At 71.9% G+C, this 20,999-nt stretch carries 21 protein-coding genes and 1 pseudogene; 7 read left to right on the top strand and 15 right to left on the bottom strand.

Going from position 1 to position 20,999, the window contains the following annotated elements; translation table 11 throughout:
* The 13 genes and pseudogenes from K7472_RS31645 to K7472_RS31585 form a co-directional block, all read right to left on the bottom strand.
* Positions 1-241 (bottom strand): annotated as a pseudogene (locus tag K7472_RS31645) (2-oxoacid:acceptor oxidoreductase subunit alpha); the annotation flags it as partial.
* The gene (locus K7472_RS33100; RefSeq protein ID WP_252396571.1) at positions 238-1,110 is read right to left on the bottom strand and encodes a VOC family protein; all 873 of its coding nucleotides are present in this window, start codon (positions 1,108-1,110) and stop codon (positions 238-240) included. The gene K7472_RS33100 and the pseudogene K7472_RS31645, both read right to left, overlap by 4 nt.
* Positions 1,107-2,531 (bottom strand): hypothetical protein, encoded by a 1,425-nt coding sequence (locus K7472_RS31635; RefSeq protein ID WP_222982612.1) that lies wholly within the window; start codon positions 2,529-2,531, stop codon positions 1,107-1,109. Before K7472_RS31635 ends, K7472_RS33100 begins: the two co-directional genes overlap by 4 nt.
* Positions 2,528-3,607, bottom strand: a complete 1,080-nt coding sequence (locus tag K7472_RS31630) for an NAD(P)/FAD-dependent oxidoreductase (protein ID WP_222982611.1) — start codon at positions 3,605-3,607, stop codon at positions 2,528-2,530. Before K7472_RS31630 ends, K7472_RS31635 begins: the two co-directional genes overlap by 4 nt.
* Positions 3,604-4,947 (bottom strand): SidA/IucD/PvdA family monooxygenase, encoded by a 1,344-nt coding sequence (locus K7472_RS31625; protein WP_222982610.1) that lies wholly within the window; start codon positions 4,945-4,947, stop codon positions 3,604-3,606. Before K7472_RS31625 ends, K7472_RS31630 begins: the two co-directional genes overlap by 4 nt.
* Before the next feature lie 72 nt (positions 4,948-5,019).
* The gene (panD, locus tag K7472_RS31620; protein ID WP_222982609.1) at positions 5,020-5,388 is read right to left on the bottom strand and encodes an aspartate 1-decarboxylase; all 369 of its coding nucleotides are present in this window, start codon (positions 5,386-5,388) and stop codon (positions 5,020-5,022) included.
* Positions 5,389-5,468: 80 nt separating this feature from the next.
* Positions 5,469-7,067: a class I tRNA ligase family protein gene (locus K7472_RS31615; protein WP_222982608.1), complete on the bottom strand. Its 1,599-nt coding sequence runs from the start codon at positions 7,065-7,067 to the stop codon at positions 5,469-5,471.
* An 11-nt stretch (positions 7,068-7,078) separates the two neighbouring features.
* The gene (locus tag K7472_RS31610; protein ID WP_222982607.1) at positions 7,079-7,420 is read right to left on the bottom strand and encodes a cupin domain-containing protein; all 342 of its coding nucleotides are present in this window, start codon (positions 7,418-7,420) and stop codon (positions 7,079-7,081) included.
* Positions 7,421-7,473: 53 nt separating this feature from the next.
* Positions 7,474-8,724, bottom strand: coding sequence for an FAD-dependent oxidoreductase (locus K7472_RS31605; RefSeq protein WP_222982606.1), 1,251 nt, complete (start codon positions 8,722-8,724; stop codon positions 7,474-7,476).
* Between the two features lie 441 nt (positions 8,725-9,165).
* Positions 9,166-9,453: a LysR family transcriptional regulator gene (locus K7472_RS31600; protein WP_222982598.1), complete on the bottom strand. Its 288-nt coding sequence runs from the start codon at positions 9,451-9,453 to the stop codon at positions 9,166-9,168.
* A 280-nt stretch (positions 9,454-9,733) separates the two neighbouring features.
* On the bottom strand, positions 9,734-11,839 hold the full coding sequence (locus tag K7472_RS31595) for a restriction endonuclease (protein WP_222982597.1): 2,106 nt from the start codon (positions 11,837-11,839) through the stop codon (positions 9,734-9,736).
* Positions 11,840-12,089: 250 nt separating this feature from the next.
* A complete protein-coding gene (locus tag K7472_RS31590) occupies positions 12,090-12,935 on the bottom strand; it encodes an SCO6745 family protein (RefSeq protein ID WP_222982614.1) in 846 nt (281 codons plus the stop codon).
* Positions 12,936-13,017: 82 nt separating this feature from the next.
* Complete coding sequence (locus K7472_RS31585; protein ID WP_222982596.1) at positions 13,018-13,551, bottom strand: YbhB/YbcL family Raf kinase inhibitor-like protein; 534 nt, start codon at positions 13,549-13,551, stop codon at positions 13,018-13,020.
* Positions 13,552-13,762: 211 nt separating this feature from the next.
* Here K7472_RS31585 and K7472_RS31580 point away from each other — a divergent pair, with 211 nt between their 5' ends.
* From K7472_RS31580 to K7472_RS31565, 4 genes are all read left to right on the top strand, one after another.
* Complete coding sequence (locus K7472_RS31580; RefSeq protein WP_222982595.1) at positions 13,763-14,455, top strand: GntR family transcriptional regulator; 693 nt, start codon at positions 13,763-13,765, stop codon at positions 14,453-14,455.
* Between the two features lie 269 nt (positions 14,456-14,724).
* Positions 14,725-15,270, top strand: coding sequence for a ferritin-like domain-containing protein (locus K7472_RS31575; protein WP_222982594.1), 546 nt, complete (start codon positions 14,725-14,727; stop codon positions 15,268-15,270).
* A 79-nt stretch (positions 15,271-15,349) separates the two neighbouring features.
* Positions 15,350-16,924 (top strand): FMN-binding glutamate synthase family protein, encoded by a 1,575-nt coding sequence (locus tag K7472_RS31570; protein ID WP_222982613.1) that lies wholly within the window; start codon positions 15,350-15,352, stop codon positions 16,922-16,924.
* Positions 16,925-16,957: 33 nt separating this feature from the next.
* Entirely contained in the window at positions 16,958-18,685 is a 1,728-nt protein-coding gene (locus K7472_RS31565) for a thiamine pyrophosphate-dependent enzyme (protein ID WP_222982593.1), read from the top strand.
* 195 nt (positions 18,686-18,880) lie between these two features.
* Here the strand turns inward: K7472_RS31565 and K7472_RS31560 are convergent, their stop codons facing one another.
* The gene (locus K7472_RS31560) at positions 18,881-19,054 is read right to left on the bottom strand and encodes a CsbD family protein (protein ID WP_222982591.1); all 174 of its coding nucleotides are present in this window, start codon (positions 19,052-19,054) and stop codon (positions 18,881-18,883) included.
* 126 nt (positions 19,055-19,180) lie between these two features.
* Here K7472_RS31560 and K7472_RS31555 point away from each other — a divergent pair, with 126 nt between their 5' ends.
* Positions 19,181-19,348, top strand: a complete 168-nt coding sequence (locus tag K7472_RS31555) for a hydrophobic protein (RefSeq protein WP_222980401.1) — start codon at positions 19,181-19,183, stop codon at positions 19,346-19,348.
* A 76-nt stretch (positions 19,349-19,424) separates the two neighbouring features.
* Here K7472_RS31555 and K7472_RS31550 read toward each other — a convergent pair whose 3' ends face one another.
* Positions 19,425-19,670 carry a hypothetical protein gene (locus tag K7472_RS31550; protein ID WP_222982589.1) on the bottom strand — a complete coding sequence of 82 codons (246 nt, stop codon included), beginning with the start codon at positions 19,668-19,670 and terminating at the stop codon, positions 19,425-19,427.
* A gap of 264 nt (positions 19,671-19,934) precedes the next feature.
* Here K7472_RS31550 and K7472_RS31545 point away from each other — a divergent pair, with 264 nt between their 5' ends.
* Positions 19,935-20,225, top strand: a complete 291-nt coding sequence (locus K7472_RS31545; protein WP_252396569.1) for an STAS domain-containing protein — start codon at positions 19,935-19,937, stop codon at positions 20,223-20,225.
* 228 nt (positions 20,226-20,453) lie between these two features.
* Positions 20,454-20,879, top strand: coding sequence for an ATP-binding protein (locus K7472_RS31540; protein ID WP_222982579.1), 426 nt, complete (start codon positions 20,454-20,456; stop codon positions 20,877-20,879).
* The last annotated feature ends 120 nt before the right edge of the window (positions 20,880-20,999 follow it).

Below are 20,999 nucleotides of genomic sequence, written 5' to 3'. Positions count from 1 at the left end.
AGTCATTACCGAACGACGCCGTCTCCGAAGTGAACCGATCCCCCGTCAACTGCATCCCATCACCGGAATCACCAGCGAACCGGATAATCACCCGATCCAGCCGCCGGACGGTCGCCGTGCTCATCTCGTCGTCCCTCTCGTGTCCGCCGCCGTCGTCGTTCCTGGGCCGTCGCCTCTGGGCCGTCGCCTCTGGGCTGTCGCTTCCGGGGAGTTGTCTCCGGGGGCTGTCGTCAGCCGTCATCCCGTCCGGTACGCCGCCCCGGCCGGGGTCGCGATGACACCGGCTCCGTCCAGGTCGTCCGCGTTCCAGAGCTCCGCGCGGGTCCCGCCGATGAGGGTGACGTTCCGGGCCGCGTTCTGCCCGAATTCCCCTCCCTCGGCGATGAGTTGACGGATCGCGTCGGCCGCCGCCGCGTCGGGCGCCAGCAATGCCACCCGCACACCCTCGTCGCCCTCATCACCCTCGTGGGAAGAAGCGTCGTCCGCGACCACCAGCACGTTTCCCACGGCCGCCGCGCCACGCCCGCGCGGACCGGCCGCCGTCGCAAGCAACTCCTCGTACAGTTCGACCATTTCGGTGAATCCGGCGCGTGGCACCGCCCGCCGGGCCAGCACCCGTACACCGGAGGGCACGCGGCCCTCGGGGACGGACGGAGGGCGCGGGATCTCGCCGGGCTGCGGACGGTGTTCGACGAGTTCGGCGAGTGTGCCGTCGGGGTAGCGCACCCGGGCGCGGGCGCCGGGCAGGATGCTCTCCACCGGTTCGAGGACGGTCGTGCCGGTGTCCTCCAGCCGCGTCAGCTCGTCGGTGAGCGACGGGACGATGAGGGAGTACGCGGTCCGCCGTTGCACCGGGGTGAACGGGCGTTCGCTGGCGATGAGCAACAGGTCGCCCACGGCGGCCAGTTCGAGCCCGCCGAAGTCCGGTATCGGCATGCGCAGCGAGGCGGGCACGCCGAGCAGGTCCTCGTGGAAGGCGATGTGCCGGTCGAGTTCGGCGAGCGGGATGAGGGACCGGGCGAGCACCCGGGACCGTTCGAGCCCGGACGAGTCGGGGAGCGTACGGAACCAGCGCTCGGGGAGCACCGCCGCACGGGGGGTCGCGGTCATCGTTCACTTCCTCCGGTGACGGGACGGGGGGCGCGATCGGCGGCCCCGACGACCAGGCCACGCACTGCCGTTGAGCGAGGGGGCGGCACCCGGTCGACCTGCGGGAGCGGTTCCCACCAGCCCCGGGCCGGCAGGTCCCAGGCGGCGAACTCCTCGCGGGCCAGCCGGTGCAGCGTCCCGCCGTCGCCGAAGTGGTCGGGCATGCCGGTGACGGTGACGTGGAAGCGGTCGCCGGTGCGCAGCAGGCACAACGAGGCGCGCAGCCGGGCGCGTTCGGGCACCACGCCGGGGACGTTCATGGTGCGCAGCGCCACGGCGTCCGCGTGGGCCCCGGCGAAGAGGGTCACCGCTTCGGGGGCGGCGCCGAAGTTGGAGGCGACCGCGTCGGTCTGCTGGGCGCCAGGGGTCTTCAGGGCGTTCGCGAGGCCGCCGGGCAGCAGGTGCCACAGGCGTTCCGGCACGAGTGTGGCGGCCTGGAGCCGCGGGTCGGCGAGGGCGGCCCTGGTGGCCCGGCGGGTGGGGTGCAGGCCGTCGTGGCGGGGCGGGCCGCCCGCGACGGTCACGGGGACGACGACGAGGGCGTTGGCCCGGCCGTCGTCGGGTGAGGTGCGGCGGTCGACGGGGACGCCGATCGCCACGTCGGCCTCGGCGTCGCGCGGGACGGCGGCGCGGACGAGGTTGGCGGCGATCTCGACGAACAGGCTGTTGACGGTGCCGCCGTGGGCGCGGGCGCGTTCCTCCCACGCCGCCGCGTCGACCTCGAAGACGTCCCAGGAGAAGTAGCGCGGCGCGCTCGCGGCGGGGGCCGGGCCCGCGGGGCGCAGGGCCTCGGCGAGGTGGCGCAGCCGTTCGGGGTGGGCGAGCAGTCCCGCGGCCCACGGCGGGGTGCGGGTGAGGGTGGCGGCGACGCCCGCGGCGGCGTCCGCGAGGTCCTCGGCCAGCGGTCCGGGGGTGCGGCGGCGGGGCGCGGGCGGGTCGGTGCGTTCGGCGAGGGCGCGGAAGAGGCCCATGCCGTCGCAGCGGAAGTGCGGCACGCACAGCGAGACCAGGCTCCCGGTGCGGTACGGCGCCGCCGCCAGCCGCCACAGCGCGCCGGAGTCGACCGGCAGCGGCGCGCGGACCTGGTCGTCGAGCCAGGCGCGGACGGTCCCGTCGGTCAGCGGCACGTCGTCGTGGTGCGCGGGTTCCTCGTTGTGCGCCGGGGCCCAGCGGTCGCGGGCGCCGGGGACGGCGGCGGGGACGATGCGGCGGCTGAGCCTGCCGCGGTCCAGCCGCCGCCACTCGGCGTCCAGCGCGGTGGCGTCGACGGGTTCGGGGAAGCGCCACAGCAGTTGGACGGTGCGGGCGGAGCCCAGGGCACGGGCGGAGTCGCGCAGCATCTCGTCGGTGGGGCCGAGCCGCCAGGTGCCGCGGGGGCTCATGCCATCGCCTCCTTCAGCAGGGCGGCCGCCTCGGCGCCGACGGCGGGGGCGAGTTTGAAGCCGCCGCCGTTCCAGCCGACGGCGGTGACCAGTCCGGGCGCGCCGGGCCAGGCGGCGACGGCGCCGGGGCCGTCGGTGAACATGGCGTCGTACGCGGTGACCCCGCCGGTGAACCGGGCGCGGCCCAGCGCGGGGCACAGCCGCCGCACGACGTCGTGGACCCGGTCGCGTTCGGCGTCGGTGACGTGCTGGGCGACGCGGGCGGGCACGTCGGTCTCCTTGGAGGCGACGCCCGCGAGCAGCACGCCGTCGTCCCAACGCCGCAGCCAGGCACCGGTGGTGGCGTCCACGACGGTCGGCAGCCCGGTGAGCGCGACGGTGTCGTCGGGGGCGAAGAGGCAGTAGCCGACCGACCGGGTGCACAGCGGCAGGTCGACGCCGACCTGGGCGGCCAGCGGCACGCTGCCGGCCCCTGCGGCCAGCAGCACGGCCCCGGCGGTCACGTCGCCCGCGCTGGTCGCGACACCGGTGACCCGGCCCGCGCGGGTCAGCAGCCGGGTCGCGCGGGCCCGGAGGACGACCAGGCGGGATCCCGCGTCGCGGACCAGCGCGGCGGCGACCTCCCGGGCGGGCAGCCAGCCCGCCCGGGGTTCCAGGACGCCGCCGAGCACACCGGCCGGGGAGAGCGCGGGGAAGCGGGCGGCGACGTCGGCCGCCGTGAGCAGTTCCACCGCGTGCCCGGCCGCGCGCAGCCGCCCGCCCGCCTCGTGCGCGGCGCGCAGGTCGCCCGCGCCGAACAGGGTCAGGCTGCCGTCCTCGCGGACCGCGGGCCACTGGCCGCCGGGGCCCCGACGCAGGTAGACGTCGAGGCTCTCGGCGGCCCGGTCGCCGTACCGTCCGGCCAGGTCGAGGGCGCGGACCAGCCCGCCGGAGGCACCGGTGGCGCCTCCGGCGATGCCGGCCGGGTCGGCCATGACGACGGTCAGCCCGTCGCGGGCGAGCCGTTCGGCCGTGGCGAGTCCCGCGATGCCGCAGCCGACGACGGCGACGTCCGCCGAGGCGACGGCTCGCGTCATCGCAGGGCTCCGGCGACCAGGGGCTTGTCGCTGCCGGTGCCGACGCGTTCGGCGAGCGAGCCGGCGATGTCGGTGGAGCGCACCGACAGCATGGCAAGCGCCCCCGCGTCGCCCATGCCGTGGCTGGCCTCACACAGCCCGTTGAGGTAGACGCGCGGCGCCGGGGCGTCCGGGGTGCGCGGCCGCAGGGTGATCGAGTAGTCGCGGGCGACCACCGGGACACCGTCGGAATCCATCGGCAGCCGATGGGCGACGGCCCGCAGCAGCGGGTGGTAGGGCTCGTCGCCGGGGCCGGTGCCGAAGTCGCGGAATCCGGTGGCCAGGACCACGACGTCGACGTCGATCGTCTCGCGCTCTGCGTAGTTGACGTCGCGCACCACCAGCCGGTGTCCGCCGCCCGGCGCCCCCAGCGCCTCGGTGACCTCGCTGAACGGCACCACCTTGAACCGTTCGCACCCGGTCAGCTCGTACTCGCGCTGGAGGCCGACGAGCCGGTCGATGACGTCCTGGTCGCACGCCGCGTAGTTGATGGAGCGCAGCTCCTGGCGGATACGGCGTCTCGTGGCGGCGGGCAGCGGGTGGAAGTAGTCCACGAACTCCGGCAGGAAGACCTGGCGGCTGTAGGGGCTGGTGTCCTTCAGCCGGAAGCCGATGCCCCGCTGGATGGAGACGACCTGTTCGATCTCGGGCCGGTCGAGCAGGTCGAGCACGATCTCGATGGCGCTCTGGCTCGCGCCGACCACCGCGACCCTGGCCTTGCGCCCGGCCAGGCCCCTGACGGACGACAGGTACCGGGTGGAGTGGAAGACCGTGGCGCCCAGCCGCTGTTCGAAGACGGCCGGGATGCGGGGGGAGCGCCCGGTGCCGATGACGACGTTGCGGGACAGGTGGCGCTCCCCCGTCGCGGTCTCGACGGCGAGCACCTCCCGGCCCTCTGCGTCCTCGGCGTCTTCGGCCAGCGTCAGCCCGGTGGCCGGGCGGCCGTACTCCACCGACCGCCCGAACGCCTCGGCCACCCACGCCAGGTAGCCCGCGTACTCCCTGCGGAGCGGGAACTTGGCGTTCAGGTGCAGGTAGCCGGTGAGCATCCCGCGTTCCGACAGGTAGTTGACGAAGGTGTGGCGGCTGTAGGGGTTGCGGGGCATGACGAGATCGCGGAACGGATTGTTCTGGATGTCGGCACCGGGCAGGAGTTGTTCGTCCTGCCATTGGAAGGCGCCCGCCCGCTCGATGAAGTGGGCCTGGTCCAGCAGGCCGTGTTCCTCGAGTGCCACCGCTAGGGAGAGGTTCGCCGGCCCGAACCCGACCCCGAGTACTGGATGGACCTGGTGTTTCGTCACTCTTCACGCATCCTCGGCTGGAAGGGACCTGGAAGGGACATCGCCTGGGCAGGGGGCGGGCGCCCCCGGACGTCAGCCGCTGAGCAGGACCGACTCGGTGATGCGGTTCTCGTCGTCGACGTGCACGACGCGGGACTTGTGGCCTTCCAGCTCCGACGCGTCGAGCTGGGCGTAGCTGATGATGATGACCTTGTCGCCGGTCTCGACGAGCCGGGCGGCGGCGCCGTTGACGACGACCTCGTTGGCCTCGGGGCGGCCGAGGATGGTGTACGTCTCGAAGCGGGCGCCGTTGTTGATGTTGACGACCTGTACGAGTTCGTGGACGCCGATCTCGGCGGCCTCCAGCAGCTCGGGCGAGACGGTGATCGATCCCACGTAGTTGAGGTTGCTGTCGGTGACGGTGGCGCGGTGGATCTTCGAGTGCATGAAGGTGCGCAGCATGGTGTGACTCCTTGTCCGATGCGGGTGTCGTGTGGTGTGCGTCGTGCGGTCGTACGTGGTGCGGTGGTCGGTCGTGGGGGTCAGGCGGCCGGGTGCGGCGGCAGGTCGAGGCCGCGGAACGCGCCGGAGGGCGCGGTGGTCGCGTCGGCCAGCAACGGCGGCCTGCCGGGCGCGGCTTGGGCGCCGAACGCGGCGGTGATCCGCCCGGCCAGGTCCGGGGTGACCGGCCAGGCGAGCGAGCGCAGCGTCCACAGGAACAGCAGGGCGCCGGAGACGTCGCCGCTGTCCTCCAGCGAGACGTCCTCGCAGCGCAGCGCCAGCACCTCCAGGTGCAGGGCGAGCGCTTCGGCGGCCTTGCGGATAGAGAACGTCTCCAGGCTGTAGGCCTCTTCGAAGCGCCGCGTGGACGCCTCGATGGCGGCGGCCCACCAAGCGGACGGCGGCGCGTCGACCGCGCGGTCCTTCAGGGTGCCGTTGAAGCGGGAGGCGACGACGGCGAGCGGGGTGTCGTAGCGCTCGGTGAGCCGGGCCGCGGCGATGGGCTCGCTGAACTCGGCCTGCTGCAACTCCGGGCTGCTCAGCGCCAGGACGAAGCGCGCCCGGTCCCGGCCGACGCTCTCCAGGTACTCCCCCGCCCAGCGCACGTCGCCCTTGCTGGTGGAGAACTTGCGGCCCTCCAGCATGAAGTACTGGTTGGTGAGCGTGCGGGTCCTGGGCAGGCCGACGGGCAGGCCGTGCTGTGCGGCGAGCAACTTGAGGGCGACGTAGACGAACGCGTTGTAGAAGCCGTTGTCGATGCCGATGAACTGCACGAGTTCGTCGCAGCCCGCCGTGCGTCCGTCGCGGGCCCGGGCCAGCCAGTACAGGTGGCCGACGTAGATCTCCGGCCAGGCGTTGACGGCCTGCGGCGGGGCGTCCGGCTCGCCGTCCCAGTCGACGGTGATGCCCCAGCTGCTCGGGTAGGTGATGGGGATGTACGGCAGCCGTCCCGCGAGGGTCTGCTCGACCACCCGGGCCAGGTCGGGCCGCAGCGGCACGTCGCCGCTGCGGTAGAAGTTGGTCAGCAGCGAGCGGTGGCGCTCCAGGTCCAGCACCCAGATCGGCACGGCCCGGCGGGGCAGCGCGGAGGCGGTGTCGGCGACCGGCAGCAGGGCGCCGGGCAGGTTGTACAGGCCGCACGCCTCGCAGACCCCGGCCCTGGCGTGGGCGAGGCAGGTCGGGCAGCGGCCGGTGACGAACGCCTCGGCCTTGTACTCGCCGCTCTCGGCGGAGTACGGCAGTTCGACCGTGCGGCGGTCGAAGGCGCCGTGCCGCCACAGGTGGGTGAAGAAGTCCCGCACGAACGCGGTGTAGCGCTCGTCGGGGCGCTCGAAGAGGTCGACCTCGACGCCGGCCAGGCCGAGGGAGGCGGTGACCTTCTCGTAGGCCTCGGCGATCAGCGACTCGGGGTCGGTGCCGAGGCGTTCGGCGGTGGTGACGACGTACGTCTGGTTGTCGTCGGTGCTGGTGCCGAAGGCGACGTCGTGGCCGAGGATCTTCTGCGAGCGGGCGCAGATGTCGCTGCCGAGGACCGGTCCCGACAGGTGGCCCAGGTGCAGGTCGCCGTTGGGGGTGGGCGGCGAGAACGTCACGTCGATCCGGCGTCCGCCGTCGGCGCGTTGCCCCTGACGATCCGTCATCGTCCCTCGCTTCACTGGTCGTTGGGCTGGAGCCAGTAGATGCTGACGAACGTCAGCGCCTCGGCGTCACTGGTGTTGGTGACGATGTGATGGGTGCCGTGGGGGATGTAGATGACGTCGCCGGACGCCACGTCCCGCTCCTCGATGCCGATGCGCACGTGGCCCTCGCCGCCGGTGAAGATGAACGTCTCGTCGGTGGCGTGCTCGTGCGGGGTGCTGGACTCGGCGGGGCGGATCGAGCACAGGGTGCTGTTCCACGGCGGCACGACCACCCCGTCCCAGGGGTAGAGCTGGCGCAGGTCGCAGCCGTTCTTGCGGATCTGCTCGTCGCTGTCCGCGGTCTTGACGTACATGCGGTCTTCCGTCCTTCCTAGGGGGCAGGGGCACTCCGTGACGGGTGCGGCGGCTAGCGGAGCGCGAAGATGCGCTCGATCACCTCGGGTTCGAACGACTCGCCGGGCACGTTGAACGGGCCCTTGAAGGTGGCGATGCGCGAGCCGGCCAGTACTTCGTCCGTGGGCCAGGCGGCGGCGTAGGCCTTGCGGCGGGCGGCGCCCTCGGGGGTGAACGTCATGTTGATCGTGGTCCGCACGTTGGCGGAGATCCGCAACCGGGCCATCCGCACCCTGCGTTCGTGCCCGTACGAGCCGAAGGTGTCCGCGTCGGACCAGTCGGTGCTGGTGCGCAGGATGTCCCAGATCATGCGCGCGTCACGCAGGGCGATCGAAAGGCCCTGGCCGATGACCGGGTCGGTCCACCCCGCCGCGTCGCCGATGAGCACCGCGCCCTCGGTGTACGGGGGCGTATCGGTCCACGAATCGTTCATCGGGTAGAACGCGCAGGACGCGGAAGGGGTCGCCGCGGCGAACATCTCGCTGTTCGGTATGCAGGAGAAACGAAATGCCTCCAGGAATTCCGCGTGCCGATTCGGACCGGAGAAACGGCCTTTCTGCGCGGGGTCGTGCAGGAGGTACAGACGCGCCTGTGCGCCCGCGCGCGGAAAGACGAAATACAGCAGGTCACCTTCGGTTCCGATGGAGGTGACATTCACCGGCCAGTCCGGCAGGTCCTTGACGAGCATTCCGCCGCCCAGCGAATTCGGCGGGGTCTGGGTGAGCGGGATCCCCAACTGCCGCCGCACGGTGGACATCCGCCCGTCGGCGCCGACCACCAGCCGGCAGGGCACCTCGTACTCCATGCCGTCGAGCTCGTAGCGCACCGAGGGGGCGGATCCCGCGGTGACCATGACGTCGCCGATGCCGCGCACGACGGTGGCGCCGGCCTCCTCCGCAGCCGTGGCCAGCGCCTCGCAGGCCTCCGGGTGACCGACGTCCAGCACGCCGCGGATGCCGGGCAGCATCTCGTCCAGGTGCAGGGCCTTGTCCGTCGCGGTGGCCGGGTCGACGGTCTCGTCGAAGCCGACGAAACGGTTCACGTAGGTGCCGCCCGCGGCCAGGACGCACTTCTCCAGGCCGAGTTGCATGAGTTCTTCGACGCCCCAGCAGTTGATGACCTCACCGCGGACCTTGTCCCGGTAGACGGTCTGCCGCTCCAGGAGAACCACGTCGTATCCGTCGCCGGCGAGCGCGGCGGCGAGGGCAGAACCCGCGATTCCGCCGCCCACCACCACGGCGTCGACGCGACCGGTGTTCGCCATCGATTCCTCCCTTTCACCTTCGAGTGCGCTCGCCGGGTGTAGACGGCCCGGCGGTCGGCGTCTCAGTGACAGTCGAAATCCTGGCTGGAGCCCGTCATTCGTGACGAGATCGGGAGGCGACACTTTGCATGCAGTTTCGGTCAGGGCCGATCTGATTAGGCGGAGAAGCGATCGCAATCTGGCCGGATGCTGTCGTTCCGCACCTAGCGTAATCATTCCTGGTGGCTTGCTCTTACCAGCCGGAACGACTGATTCCGGCCATCGGATTTTTGATGGATTCTTTATGAAGGCATCACGGAAGAAGGACGCGGACACGAAATCGGGGCGACATTCGGGTGGCACGGGGAGTCATGCGAAAAGGGCATCGGGCGGGGAGAGCCGGAACGCGGAGGGCCGCGGACGAGGTGGGCGCGACAGGGCGAACGCGGTCGTGGGCACGGCTCACCGCTCCCCGTGGGGCTCCCCCGCGCATCCCTCGACCGCCTGCCGCGCGCCCTCCCAGGCGAGCAGTATCTGCCGGGCGTGCGGCAGGAACGCCTCACCGGACGGCGCGAGCCGCACCCCGGCGTGGTCACGGACGAACAGCGGTACGCCGAGCGTCCGTTCCAGCGCCTTCATCTGTTTGCTCAGCGTCGGCTGCGAGACGAACAGGATCCGCGCGGCCCGCGAGAAATGCAGTTCCTCGGCCAGCACGACGAAAGCCCTGACGACTCTTCCGTGCACGTCCATGATCCGGACACCCCCGTGTCGGTCCCGTCGGTCGTCCGGGCGAGTCCCACGACGACCGACCTCCATCAGCCGCGAACTCCGGCACCGGCCGCGCACCACCGGCACGTACCATCGGCACGGGCCGTCGTGAACGGGAACAGCGGCACTGGAGCCGTTCGGCAACTGAAGTGGACACCAACGTCCCAGCTACCCACTACGGCTGACGCCACGCGTCCGCCGCGCCCCGGCCCGTCCAGCCGTCACTTTTCGGCCACGCGGCCCGGTCACGACCCGGGAGCGGCTACTCGACCTCGATCCCGTAATCGCGCACCAGGTCCTCCAGACCGCCCGGATACCCCTTGCCGCCGACGACGAAGTCCCAATTGCCGTTCGCCCGGCGGCGGAAGGACCCGAGGACGAGGGCGGTCTCGCCGGGGCGGCCGTCGGAGACCGCGAGCCGGTCCAGCTCGGTACCGGAGGCGTCGAGCAGCCGTACGCGAGCGTCGCGCAAGCCGGTCAGGTCGGCTTCCGGGTTGACCTCGGGATCGACCGACGCGGCCAGCACGAGCCGGTCGGCGTCCCCCGGCATCGCGTCGAACGACACCCGGATCGCGGCCTTGTCGGGAGCACCGGCGGGGTGCGCCCGTACCGCATGGTCGGGCGTCGCGGGGTTGTTGAAGAAGACGAGGTGCTCGTCGCTGAGCACCCGGTCACCGCGGCAGACCAACGCGCAGACGTCCAGGGCGACATGGCCCGACCACGACAGGCCCAGCACGTTGTCCGCGTCCGTCCGGCCCGCCTCGTCCGGCACCGCGTCCGGCGCCGCCGCCCGGGCGCGGCCGCCGCGCTCGCCCTGGCCCAGCCGCCCGCGCAGTCCGTGCCGGTGCAGCAGGTCCACCAGTTGCGTGCCCGGCACGAGTTCCAGCGGTTTGCCATGCGCGAAGGTGTACGAGCCGGGGCCGAACCCCGACGTCGTGACGAGGACGCCCTTGTTGGCACCGGCGTCCTGGACCGTGCCGTACAGGTCGCGCACGGCCGTCGGCGACACGGTGTTGCGGTAGCGCTTGACCTGCACGACGATCGTGCCGCCCCGGATCGGCGTCGGATCGACCGCGTCGACGTCCACGCCCCCGTCGTTCGAGCGCTGCGTGGTCACCGCGCGCATGCCCATGGCCCGGAACAGGTCCGCCACCAGCGACTCGAACGCGATGGGGTCCATGGTGTACAGATCCGGCTCGTCGTCGTCGCCCGCGTGCGGGACGGCGGCGGCACCCGTCGCGGCGCCCGCGTCGTCGGGCCGCCGGACCGGGCGCACCGGGGCGAGCCGGTCGGGCCGTGCGGACAACTGCCCGCGCAGGCCGTCCACCAGGCAGTCGCCCGGGGACACCTGGTCCAGCCGCAGATCGCGGAAGACCGGACGGGAGGCCATGACGGTGGCGAGGAAGAGGTGTTCCTGCCGGCCGGTCACCGGGTCGTGGCCGTCCACGAACCCGTTCACCACGACGGAGTCGAGCGCGCCGAACGCGTCGGCCGCGAAGAGCTGGTGCAGCACGAGCAGGACGCACTGCGCGAGCGCCTCCCGGTACAGCGCCCTGCGCTGCGCCACCGGCCGCGCCGTCTCCTTTTCCTGCCCGTTGGTGGGCATGTACCGCACCGACTTCGCCTCGGGAACGACGTCGTAGCCGGGCAGTTCCCAATCCAGTAGCAGTTGCCGCGCGGCCCGGTCGTACCCGGCCGAGAACCGGCGGGGGAAGCCCTCCGGCCACCCGGCTCCGGCGTGCAGGGCGGCGGTGAAGTACTCGACGGCCGCCTCGGGGTCGCCGTCGGCCACCGCCGCGGTCAGCCGGGCGACGTTCGCGTTGTGCCGCCTGACCTCCTCGCGCCGGGCCTCGGCGTCGCGTTCGTACCGCTCGCGGTACTCCGCCAACTGCCGCTGCCGGGCGGCCTCGGCGGCCCGCGCGGCATACAGGTCCTGCTCGAAGCGCGCTTGTGCCTCCGCCTGCGCCTGCGCGCGCCGGGCCGGGGTCCAGCCGCCCTGCGCCTGATAGCGGGCCGGGTCCGGCAGGGCGACAGGCTGGGCGAGCGGCCCGGGTGAGAACGGCACGGCCTGGACGGAACGCGTCAGCGCCGACGCGTCGAACGCCGGAGCACGGCACCCGTCGGCCAGCAGCCCCTGCAACGCCGCGACCCGCGCGTCGAGTCGCTCGGTCCGCCGCCGGGCGTCCGCCTCGCGCCGCTCCCGTTCCTGCCGCGCGAACTCCCGCTCCTGCCGGGCCGACTCCCGCTCGTACGCGCGTTGTTGGCGCTCGCGTTCGCGCTGCTCCCGGGCCTGCGCCTCCAGTTGGCGTTCCCGCTGCCGCTGCGCCTCGGCCCACACGCCGACTATCCCGTTGGAGCGACGACTCATGCTCTACGGCCCTCCCCCCGGGCCACGGCCTCCCCAGCCGAACCCCGAACCACCACCGGTCAGAAGACTCTAGTCCGCCCCCGGTCCTCCGCCCACCCGCGTGCCCGGGTCGGCCGTACCCGTACCGCGCGTGCCGCCGCCCCATGGACACGACGACCATCGACTCCAAACGACGGGTACACCGGCTACGTGTGCGAACCCATCACGCTACGTGTGCGAACCCATCACCGGCGCCGGGTCACGCCGGGTCTCATGACGGCTGAGCCGGGTGGACCGCCTGGAACGTCCCCGCCGCCGTGAACGCATCGGTGATCGGCGCGATGAGCGAGGCGAGCCGGTGGGCGCCCGCGTCGCCGATCGGCGCCCACAGCGCGGCGCAGTGCTCGTCCGTCTCCCTCTCGATCCGCTCGCGTGCCGCGCTGCCGGCGTCGGTGATCACGGCATCGGAGTCGAGCCAGCCGCGTGCGACGAGTCGTGCTGTCGCCCCGGTCCACTCCTCGTCGCTCCACTGGCGGGTCGCCTGGACGAGCGCTCTCGGGAGGCGGCCCGTCGCGGCGTGCAGGACGAGACAGTCGCAGGGCCCGAGCCGGTTGTCGGCGAGCACCACGAGATGCGCGTCGCCGCGCCACTCGCGCGCCACCGTGATCTGCTGCCACAGTGCGACCAGCGGATCGGGGGGAAGCCCGACCGACGCGTTCGCGGCGGCCAGCACCTTGCCCGCGTAGTCGGCGCCGGCCACGACCGGGTCGAGCAGCGAACGCGCCTCGGCGAGCCGGCCGTCCGTGAGTCGCACGCCGACGCGCCGCATCGCCCGCCCGGCGGCCAGGAAACGGGCGGCCTGCCACTGGTCCGGCGACGCGACGTCCCACACGTCCGCCATGGCCCGCGCCGCCCGCGGGCTGAAGTTGTAGAAGGCCGCGAGCGCTACGCGCCACGGAACCGCGCCCATCGCCGCCGACCGGAAGGCCAGGTACGCCGTTCCGCGATCGGCCACGCCGAGCCCGGCCGCCTCCTCGGCGCTCTCGGGGGCGAGGTAGATGAACATGTGGGCCTCGCTGACGGCGCGGCTGACTTCGCGTACGGCGTCGGGGTCCATCGGGCCGTCGCCGGGGCGGACGGAGACGGGGCGGTCGTCCAGGTGGTGCATGGCCGGTCTCTCCCAGGAGTCGGTCGGGCTGTCAGGCGGGGGTTTCGGCGGTGGCGGTCAGTACCGCGCGGCCGAGGGTGTGACCGGCCATGGTGAAGCCGAGGACGGCCGGTGTGGCATCGGCGGGGACGCCGACGGAGGCGATGTCGAGGGCGTGCACTACGACGAAGTAGCGGTGCGGGCCGTGTCCGGCCGGCGGGGCGGCGCCGATGTAGCGGGCCAGGCGGGCGTCGTTGGGCAACTGGTAGGCGCCCTCGGGCAGTTGTGAGCCGGTGTCGTCACCGGCGCCCTCGGGCAACTCGGCGACCGTGGCGGGGATGTCGGCGACCGCCCAGTGCCAGAACCCGGACCCGGTCGGGGCGTCGGGGTCGTAGACGGTGACGGCATAGCTCCTGGTGCCTTCCGGGGCGCCGCTCCAGGACAGCTGCGGGGACCTGTCCTTCCCGCCGGGCAGGCCGGAGGCGTGCTGCTCGGGCGGCCAGACCGCTCCGTCGGTGACGGTGGTGCTGGTGACGGTGAAGGACGCCGCCTCGGGGAGGCGGGCGAAGGGGTCGTTGACGTTCACGGCGATGGGTCCTTTCCGGTGGTGCGCCGGGCTGGTGGCGCGGACGGTCGTCGAGGCACGGATTGGCGCGGACGGTCGTCGGAGCACGGAGGCGAGGCAGGGAGTCGACGCAACGGTGCCGTCGATGTCTCCCGCTGCTGCTTGCCGTCCGCAACAAAATCGACCGTAACACAGATAATCGATTATCAGGCAGATCGTCTATGCTGCCCTGATGACTGGCATGCCTCACAACGCCGCTCCCCCCGGGAAGCAGATGCTCTCCGAGCAGGTCCACGCACACCTGCGGGACGCGATCATGCGCGGAGACCACGCTCCTGGTGACGCCCTCAAACCGCAGGACCTCGCCAAGGAACAGGGCGTGAGCCTGGCCGTGGTGCGCGAGGCGCTCGTACGACTGGTCGGCGAGGGGCTCGCCGAGCGGCTGCCCAACCGCGGATTCGCGGTCCCGCCCTTCTCCGACCGCCGCTGGCAGGAGATCGCGGAGGCCCGCAAAACCATCGAACCGGCCGTCCTGCGGATGTCCGTCGAGCGCGGCGACGTCGACTGGGAGGCCCGCGTACGGGCCGCGCACCATCGCCTGGTGCGCACCCCGGCCTACCTGCCGGAGGAGGGCGAGCACTACAGCGGCGCCTGGGCCGAGGCCCACAGGGCCTTCCACCGCACGCTGCTGGAGGGATGCGGCAACCCCACCCTGCTGGAGACCTTCGACCGGTTGTGGATCGCGAGCGAACTGGCCCGCCGGTGGTCGGCGCACCGCAACCCCGGCCGGGACGGCGCGGAGGAACATCGCAGGCTGGAAGAGGCGGCGCTGGCCCGCGACGCCGACACCGCCGCCGAGGTACTGGTGCGGCACCTCACCCTGACCGCGGCCGGCCTGACCGACGGTGCGGACCGGGCCGTCTGAGAGCCGTCCCGGGTCCGGATCGTCGGCCATACCGCTCCACGATGGCGGGGCCGCGGGCATGACGGCGGGCCCTGGCTCACATCGCTCGCCGCGCCGGCTGACGGGCCGGGCCGCCCGACCCGGGCGTCGGGGGCCGACCACGCCGACCCCGGCGCCGATCCACGGGGCTGGCGGGCGTGGCCGTCGGATGGCCGGGTAGGCGACGCGACGCAATGCTTCGATGCCCGGGCCCCGCGCCCGGGTGTGTTCTTGAAAGGCGGGCTTCGACCGTGGCGGAGTTCCTTACTGACATCGAGACGATCCGTGAGCGCGCTCGCCGGGAGATCGACAAGGGTCCGGTGACGGACGCCTACGGCGCCGACCTGGAGCGTGTGCTGCGCGTGCTCAACGAGGCGCTGGCGACGGAGATCGTGTGCACGCTGCGTTACAAGCGGCACTACTACACGGCCTCGGGGCTGTACTCGGAACCGGTGGCCGCCGAGTTCCTGGAGCACGCGCAGGAGGAGCAGACCCACGCGGACAAGCTGGCCCAGCGCATCGTGCAGCTGGGCGGTGAGCCCGACTTCGACCCGGACACGCTCACCAAGCGCTCGCACGCCGAGTACGACGCCAGCACGGACCTGATCGACATGGTGAAGGAGGATCTCGTCGCCGAACGCGTGGCGGTGGCCTCCTACACGGAGATCGTCCAGTGGCTGGGCACCAAGGACCCGACGACCCGCCGGGTCTTCGAGGATCTCCTCGCCCAGGAGGAGGAGCACGCGGACGACCTGCGGGGCCTCCTCGAACGGATCCCGCCGCGGACCCAGGGCTGACGGCCCGCGACGACGAGAGCGGACGAAGTCGCGACGTGGAGGACGTGGCGTGCGAAGAATCGTGTTGACCGTGGCGAGGATGCTGTTCTTCGGCCTGACGTGCTGCTGCGCACTGGCCGCCACCGTGCTCGCGGTGGTGGTCTCGGCGTGGTGGTGGCCCGCCGCGGCGGTGTTCCTCGCGTTGACGGCCGTAGGGGTGTGGGATCTGTCGCAGACGCGGCACGCGGTGCTGCGCAACTATCCCCTCCTCGGGCACATGCGGTATCTGATGGAGGGTCTGCGTCCCGAGCTCCAGCAGTACTTCGTCGAGCGCAACTTCGACGGGCGCCCCTTCGACCGCGACGTGCGCTCCATCGTGTACGAGCGGGCGAAGGGCACCGACGCGGAGGAGCCCTTCGGCACGGACCAGGACATGTACGCGGACGGGTACGAGCTCCTGGTCCCCTCGATGGCCCCCGCGTCCCCTCCGGAGCGGCTCCCGTCGGTCCGGGTGGGCGGCCCCGCGTGCAGGCATCCGTACGACATGGCGCTGCTCAACGTGTCCGCGATGAGCTTCGGCGCGCTGTCGACGAACGCCGTCCTCGCGCTCAACCACGGTGCCGCGCGCGGCGGGTTCGCCCACGACACCGGTGAGGGCGGGTTGTCGGAGTACCACCTGAGGCCCGGCGGGGACCTCGTCTGGGAGATCGGCACCGGCTACTTCGGCTGCCGGACCTCCGACGGGGGCTTCGACGAGGGCGAGTTCGCGGACAAGGCCGCGCACGACCACGTGAAGTGTGTCTCGCTCAAGCTGTCGCAGGGCGCCAAGCCCGGTATCGGCGGTGTGCTCCCGGGCGGGAAGGTCAACGCCGAGATCGCCCGGGTCAGGGAAGTGCCGCAAGGGAAGACGGTGACGTCACCTCCCTACCACCGGGTGTTCGGCACTCCCCGGGAACTCGTGCGATTCGTCGGCAGGATGCGGGAACTCGCCGACGGCAAGCCCACCGGATTCAAACTGTGCCTGACCTCGCGCCGCCAGTTCCTGGCGGTGTGCAAGGCGATGCTGGAAGAAGACATCACCCCCGACTTCATCGTCGTGGACGGCGCCGAGGGCGGCACCGGCGCCGCACCGCTGGAGTTCGCCGACGGGCTGGGCACCCCTCTGACGGAGGGCCTGACCACCGTGCACAACGCACTGGTGGGCACCGGGCTGCGCGACCGCATACGCATAGGCGCCAGCGGCAAGATCGCCACCGGAACCGACATCGTCAAGCGCCTCGCCCAGGGCGCGGACTACACCAACTCCGCCCGCGCCATGATGTTCGCCCTCGGATGCATCCAGGCCCAGCGCTGCCACACCAACACCTGCCCGACCGGTGTCACCACCCAGGACCCGCGCCGGGCACGAGCGCTCGACGTGGCGGACAAGTCCGAACGGGTCAGCCGGTTCCAGGAGGCCACCGTCCGCAGCGCCGTACAGATCATGGCCGCCATGGGCGTGACCGACCCCGCGCAACTGCGTCCGCACATGCTGCTGCGCCGGACCGGGCCCACCACGCTGACCCCGGGGGACGAGTTGTACGACCTCCTCGAACCGGGCCGTCTGCTGGCCGAGCCCCCCGCGAGCTGGGCGGCGGACTGGACCGCCGCGGACCCCGACCGGTTCACCGTCTGACCCCCGTACGAAACGACAACAGGAGCCATCACCATGGGCCGTACTGTGGCGCAGACCCTCGTCGACAGCCTGACCGGGTTGGGCGTCCGGCAGGTCTTCGGCGTCGTGGGCGACGCGCTCAACCCGATCACCGACGCGATCCGCCGCACCGACGACATCGAGTGGATCGGCTGCCGGCACGAGGAGGCGGCGGCCTTCGCGGCCGGTGCCCAGGCCCAGCTGACCGGACGGCTCGCCGTGTGCATGGGCACCGTCGGCCCCGGGTCGGTGCACCTGCTCAACGGACTGTACGACGCCGCCAAGAGCCATGCTCCGGTGCTCGCCATCACCGGCCAGGTACCGCTGTCGGAGGTCGGCACCGACTACTTCCAGGAAGTCGACAACGACCTGCTCTTCCGCGATGTCGCCGCCTTCCGCGCCACCGTCGCCTCGCCCGGGCAGTTCCCCGGGCTGCTGGAGATGGCGGTCAGGACGGCGACCGCGCGTCACACCGTGTCCGTCCTGACCATTCCCGGCGACGTGGGGGGCCAGGAGCTGCCCGACGAACGGCAGCCGCGGTTCTCCCTGGCCGAACACAGCACCCGGCCCGACGAGCCGGACCTGCGCAGGGCCGTCGACGTCCTGGACGCGTCCGGGAAGGTGACGCTGCTGGTGGGCCGTGGTGCCCGCGAGGCCCGCGGCGACGTCCTCGCGCTCGCCGAACGGCTGGCGGCGCCGATGGTCCTCACGCTGAAGGCCAAGGAGGGGTTCGAGGACGACAACCCCTACGAAGTGGGCCAGACCGGCCTGATCGGCAACCCCGCGGCGGCCGGTGCGATGGACGCCGCCGACACCCTCCTGCTGCTGGGCACCGACTTCCCCTACCGGGACTGGTATCCGCAGGGCAAGAAGGTCATCCAGGTCGACACGGTCGCCGAGCACATCGGCCGCCGTGTCCCGGTCGACGTCGGCCTGGTCGGCGACGTCGGCCCCACGGTGCGCGCGCTGCTCGGCCAGCTGTCCGGGGACCGCGACACCGGCCACCTGTCGAAGGCGCGCGACTCGTACGCGACATGGCACGAAGCCCAGGAGAGGCTGACCGCGCCCGCGCACGACAAGACCCTGATCGGCAGGGTCCGCTCGGCCTTCGACAACCGCGACCACCGGATCCGGCCCGAGGCGCTGGCCGCCGCCGTCGACCGCGCGGCGGCGGACGACGCGGTCTTCACCTCCGACACGGGCATGGCCACCGTGTGGCTCTCCCGTTTCGTCCGCATGCGGGGCGGACGACGGCTGCTGGGGTCCTACAACCTGGGCTCCATGGCCAACGCCATGCCCCAGGCCCTCGGCGCGCAACTCCTCGACCGCGACCGTCAGGTGGTGGCGTTCTGCGGGGACGGCGGTCTGAGCATGCTGCTCGGCGATCTGATGACCATCCGCACGTACCGGCTTCCCGTCAAGCTGGTCGTCTTCGACAACCAGCGTCTCGGCATGGTCAAACTCGAGCAGGAACAAGCCGGGCTTCCCGAATTCGGCACCGAACTCGACAACCCCGATTTCGCCGCCGTGGCGACCGCTCTGGGAATCACGGGAATTCGGGTCACCGAAACGGAGAATCTCCAGGAGGCGGTCGACAAGGCCTTCGCCCTGGACGGCCCCGTGCTGCTCGACGTCCTCACCAATCCTGACGAGATCGCCGTCCCCGCCCAGCCGACGACCACCCAGGGCTGGGGATTCGCCATCGCCAAGATCAAGGAGACGGTGCGGAGCGTGGAACGCTGAGCGCACCGCACGCGGAACGAGCGGTCACGTGCGCGCGTGACCGCTCGTTTCATGTGTGCCCGCTCGTTTCACGTGCGTACGGGAAACGAGCGGGCGCGTGAAACGAGTGCGCGGGCGCACGTAAAACGAGCGGGGTGGGGCGGCTCGACCGAGCCGCCCCACCCCGCTCACCATCCCCAGCCCGCGGGGTCCTCGTCAGGGACGCAGGGTGTCCTTGCCCTTTTCCTTCGCGGCGCGGGCGTCGCCCTTGGTCTGCTCGGCTTCACCCTTGGCCTGCATCGTCTCGTTGCCGACGACCTTGCCCGCGGTCTTCTTGACCGCGCCGGCAACCTGCTCGGCCTTGGCCTTGGCCTTCTGCTCCGCACTCATCACGCGCCTCCTGAAGTCAGCCTGTGCTGTCAGGACTCCTCACCCGAAGAATCCTCGGCAAACCCAGAATTTCCGAGGAGTGTTCTCTTCGAGCGGGGGCACTGGTCGTTGTGGAGGTGGATGACAATGGGTCCCTTGCTTCTCGTTCTGCTGCTCGCCCTGATTCTCTTCGGTGCGGGTTTCGCGTTGAAGATCCTGTGGTGGGTCGCGGTCGTGGTGCTGGTCGTCTGGCTGCTGGGCTTCCTGGTCCGCAGCGGTGAGGGCGCCGGCCGCAGCCGCTGGTACCGATGGTGACCTGAATTCAGGCCCATGCGAAAAGGGGCGGCCCCTCCGGTTTCGGAGGGGCCGCCCCTTTTCTCGCTCCGGCTGCTCAGTCTTCAGCGCTCCGCCGCTCGCCCTGATCATTCCGGATCGTATCGGGAACGATGCGCGAGTGATCCGAATCCACCTCGCCGGCCTCATCGCAGCGCACCTTCCACGCGACGTTCACGCCCGTCTCCACCATCGGACATCGGAGCATCGGTCGCTGATGAAGGAGGCATTCGCGGGTGTTCTCGGTGGAGGTCACGTCGGTGGCGGCGGAGGAGGACCTGCGAGCGCCGTTCGGCCAGTCCACCGCCGTCTTCGCGTCGCTGGCCGGACCCGCCCCGTCGCCGACGCGACCGCACCGGGGCGCCCCTTGCCGCCTCCGGTGCGTTGTGCGACGGTGGACGGACGAGAGCCTGTTCGGCGCCCTGTCAAGGGCGCCGTTTCACGGGCGGTGGACGTTGCCCTCCACACGGGCATTCACCGCCCACCATCGCCTCTCGGCCCCTGTACGGCGGCCGGGTGCCTTGGGCTCACGTCCCCCAGGAAGGGGGCTGCCGATATGTACACCACGATGACTGTCGACGGTACGAACGCCGCGATCACCCCGCACGGCGACATCGACTTCGACACCCTGCCCGGTCTGCTGAACGCCGCGCGAGCGCTGCCCGCGACGGTGACCGCGGTGACCTGGGACATGTACGACGTCCCGTTCATGGATGTCGCGGGCCTGCACCTGCTGTCCTCCCGCCGCCCCCACCGAACGGCGCGCTTCGTCGGCCTGCGCCCCCAGCCCCAGCGCGTGGTCACCCTGGCCACTCACCTGTTCCCGGCGGCGAAGTGGGGGCAGTCGTCCCTCGGCTGAACGCCCTCCGCCGCCCAGGGCACGCGTGCCCCGAGCCTCTTCCGCGGTCCTCGCGTGACCGGTGCGCGTTCGGCGGCCTCCCCGTGGGAAAGGGGAGGCCGCCGACCCGCTCGCGAACCTGTGACGGTGTGATGTGATTCACCGTCGCGCGAGACAGGTCGAATGCGACGTCTCGGAGCGGGCAGGTGTCCAGAGAACCGGGCATCTTGGAAGGTGGAGAGTCAGTCCGTGAGCACTACCGAAGAAGCACCGGGCACCGAATGGCACGGCGCTGTCCCCGGCAGCGTGCCCACGACCGCCGCTGCGGCCCGCGGCCAGGTGAAGGAAGTCCTGGCCCGCTACAGTGCGGAGACCGGACAGGTCGTCAGCCCCGAGGCGTGCTACGACGTTCTGCTGGCCGTCTCCGAGCTGGTGACCAACGCGCTGCGGCACGGCGCGGGGCTGAGCGGTTTTCGCACGACTGTCGCGAACGACGTCCTGCGCGTCGAGGTCGCCGACCACAGCACCACGGAACCGCATACTCCGGCAGGCCGGGACCTGCTGACCGGCGCCGGCGGCATGGGCTGGCCGATCGTGCGGGCCGTCGCGGACCAGGTCCACGTCAGCGCGGGCCTCACGGGCAAGACGATCGTTGCCACGTTCCCGCTCGCCTGACGCCCTTCGCCGCCGTCCTTCGGCTGTGCCCCCCGAACGCCACGTTCCGGAGTTCCGTGGCGCCGGGGGACCGTGTCGGCCGGCCTCAGGCTTCGGTGAGGAGTTGGTCGCGCAGCCGGG

Origin of the sequence: Streptantibioticus parmotrematis (genome assembly GCF_019890615.1) — a bacterium.
In the GTDB taxonomy this organism is placed as follows: domain Bacteria; phylum Actinomycetota; class Actinomycetes; order Streptomycetales; family Streptomycetaceae; genus Streptantibioticus_D; species Streptantibioticus_D parmotrematis.
Note: the sequence above shows the minus strand (reverse complement) of the source record. Positions and strands in the feature narration are given on the sequence as shown.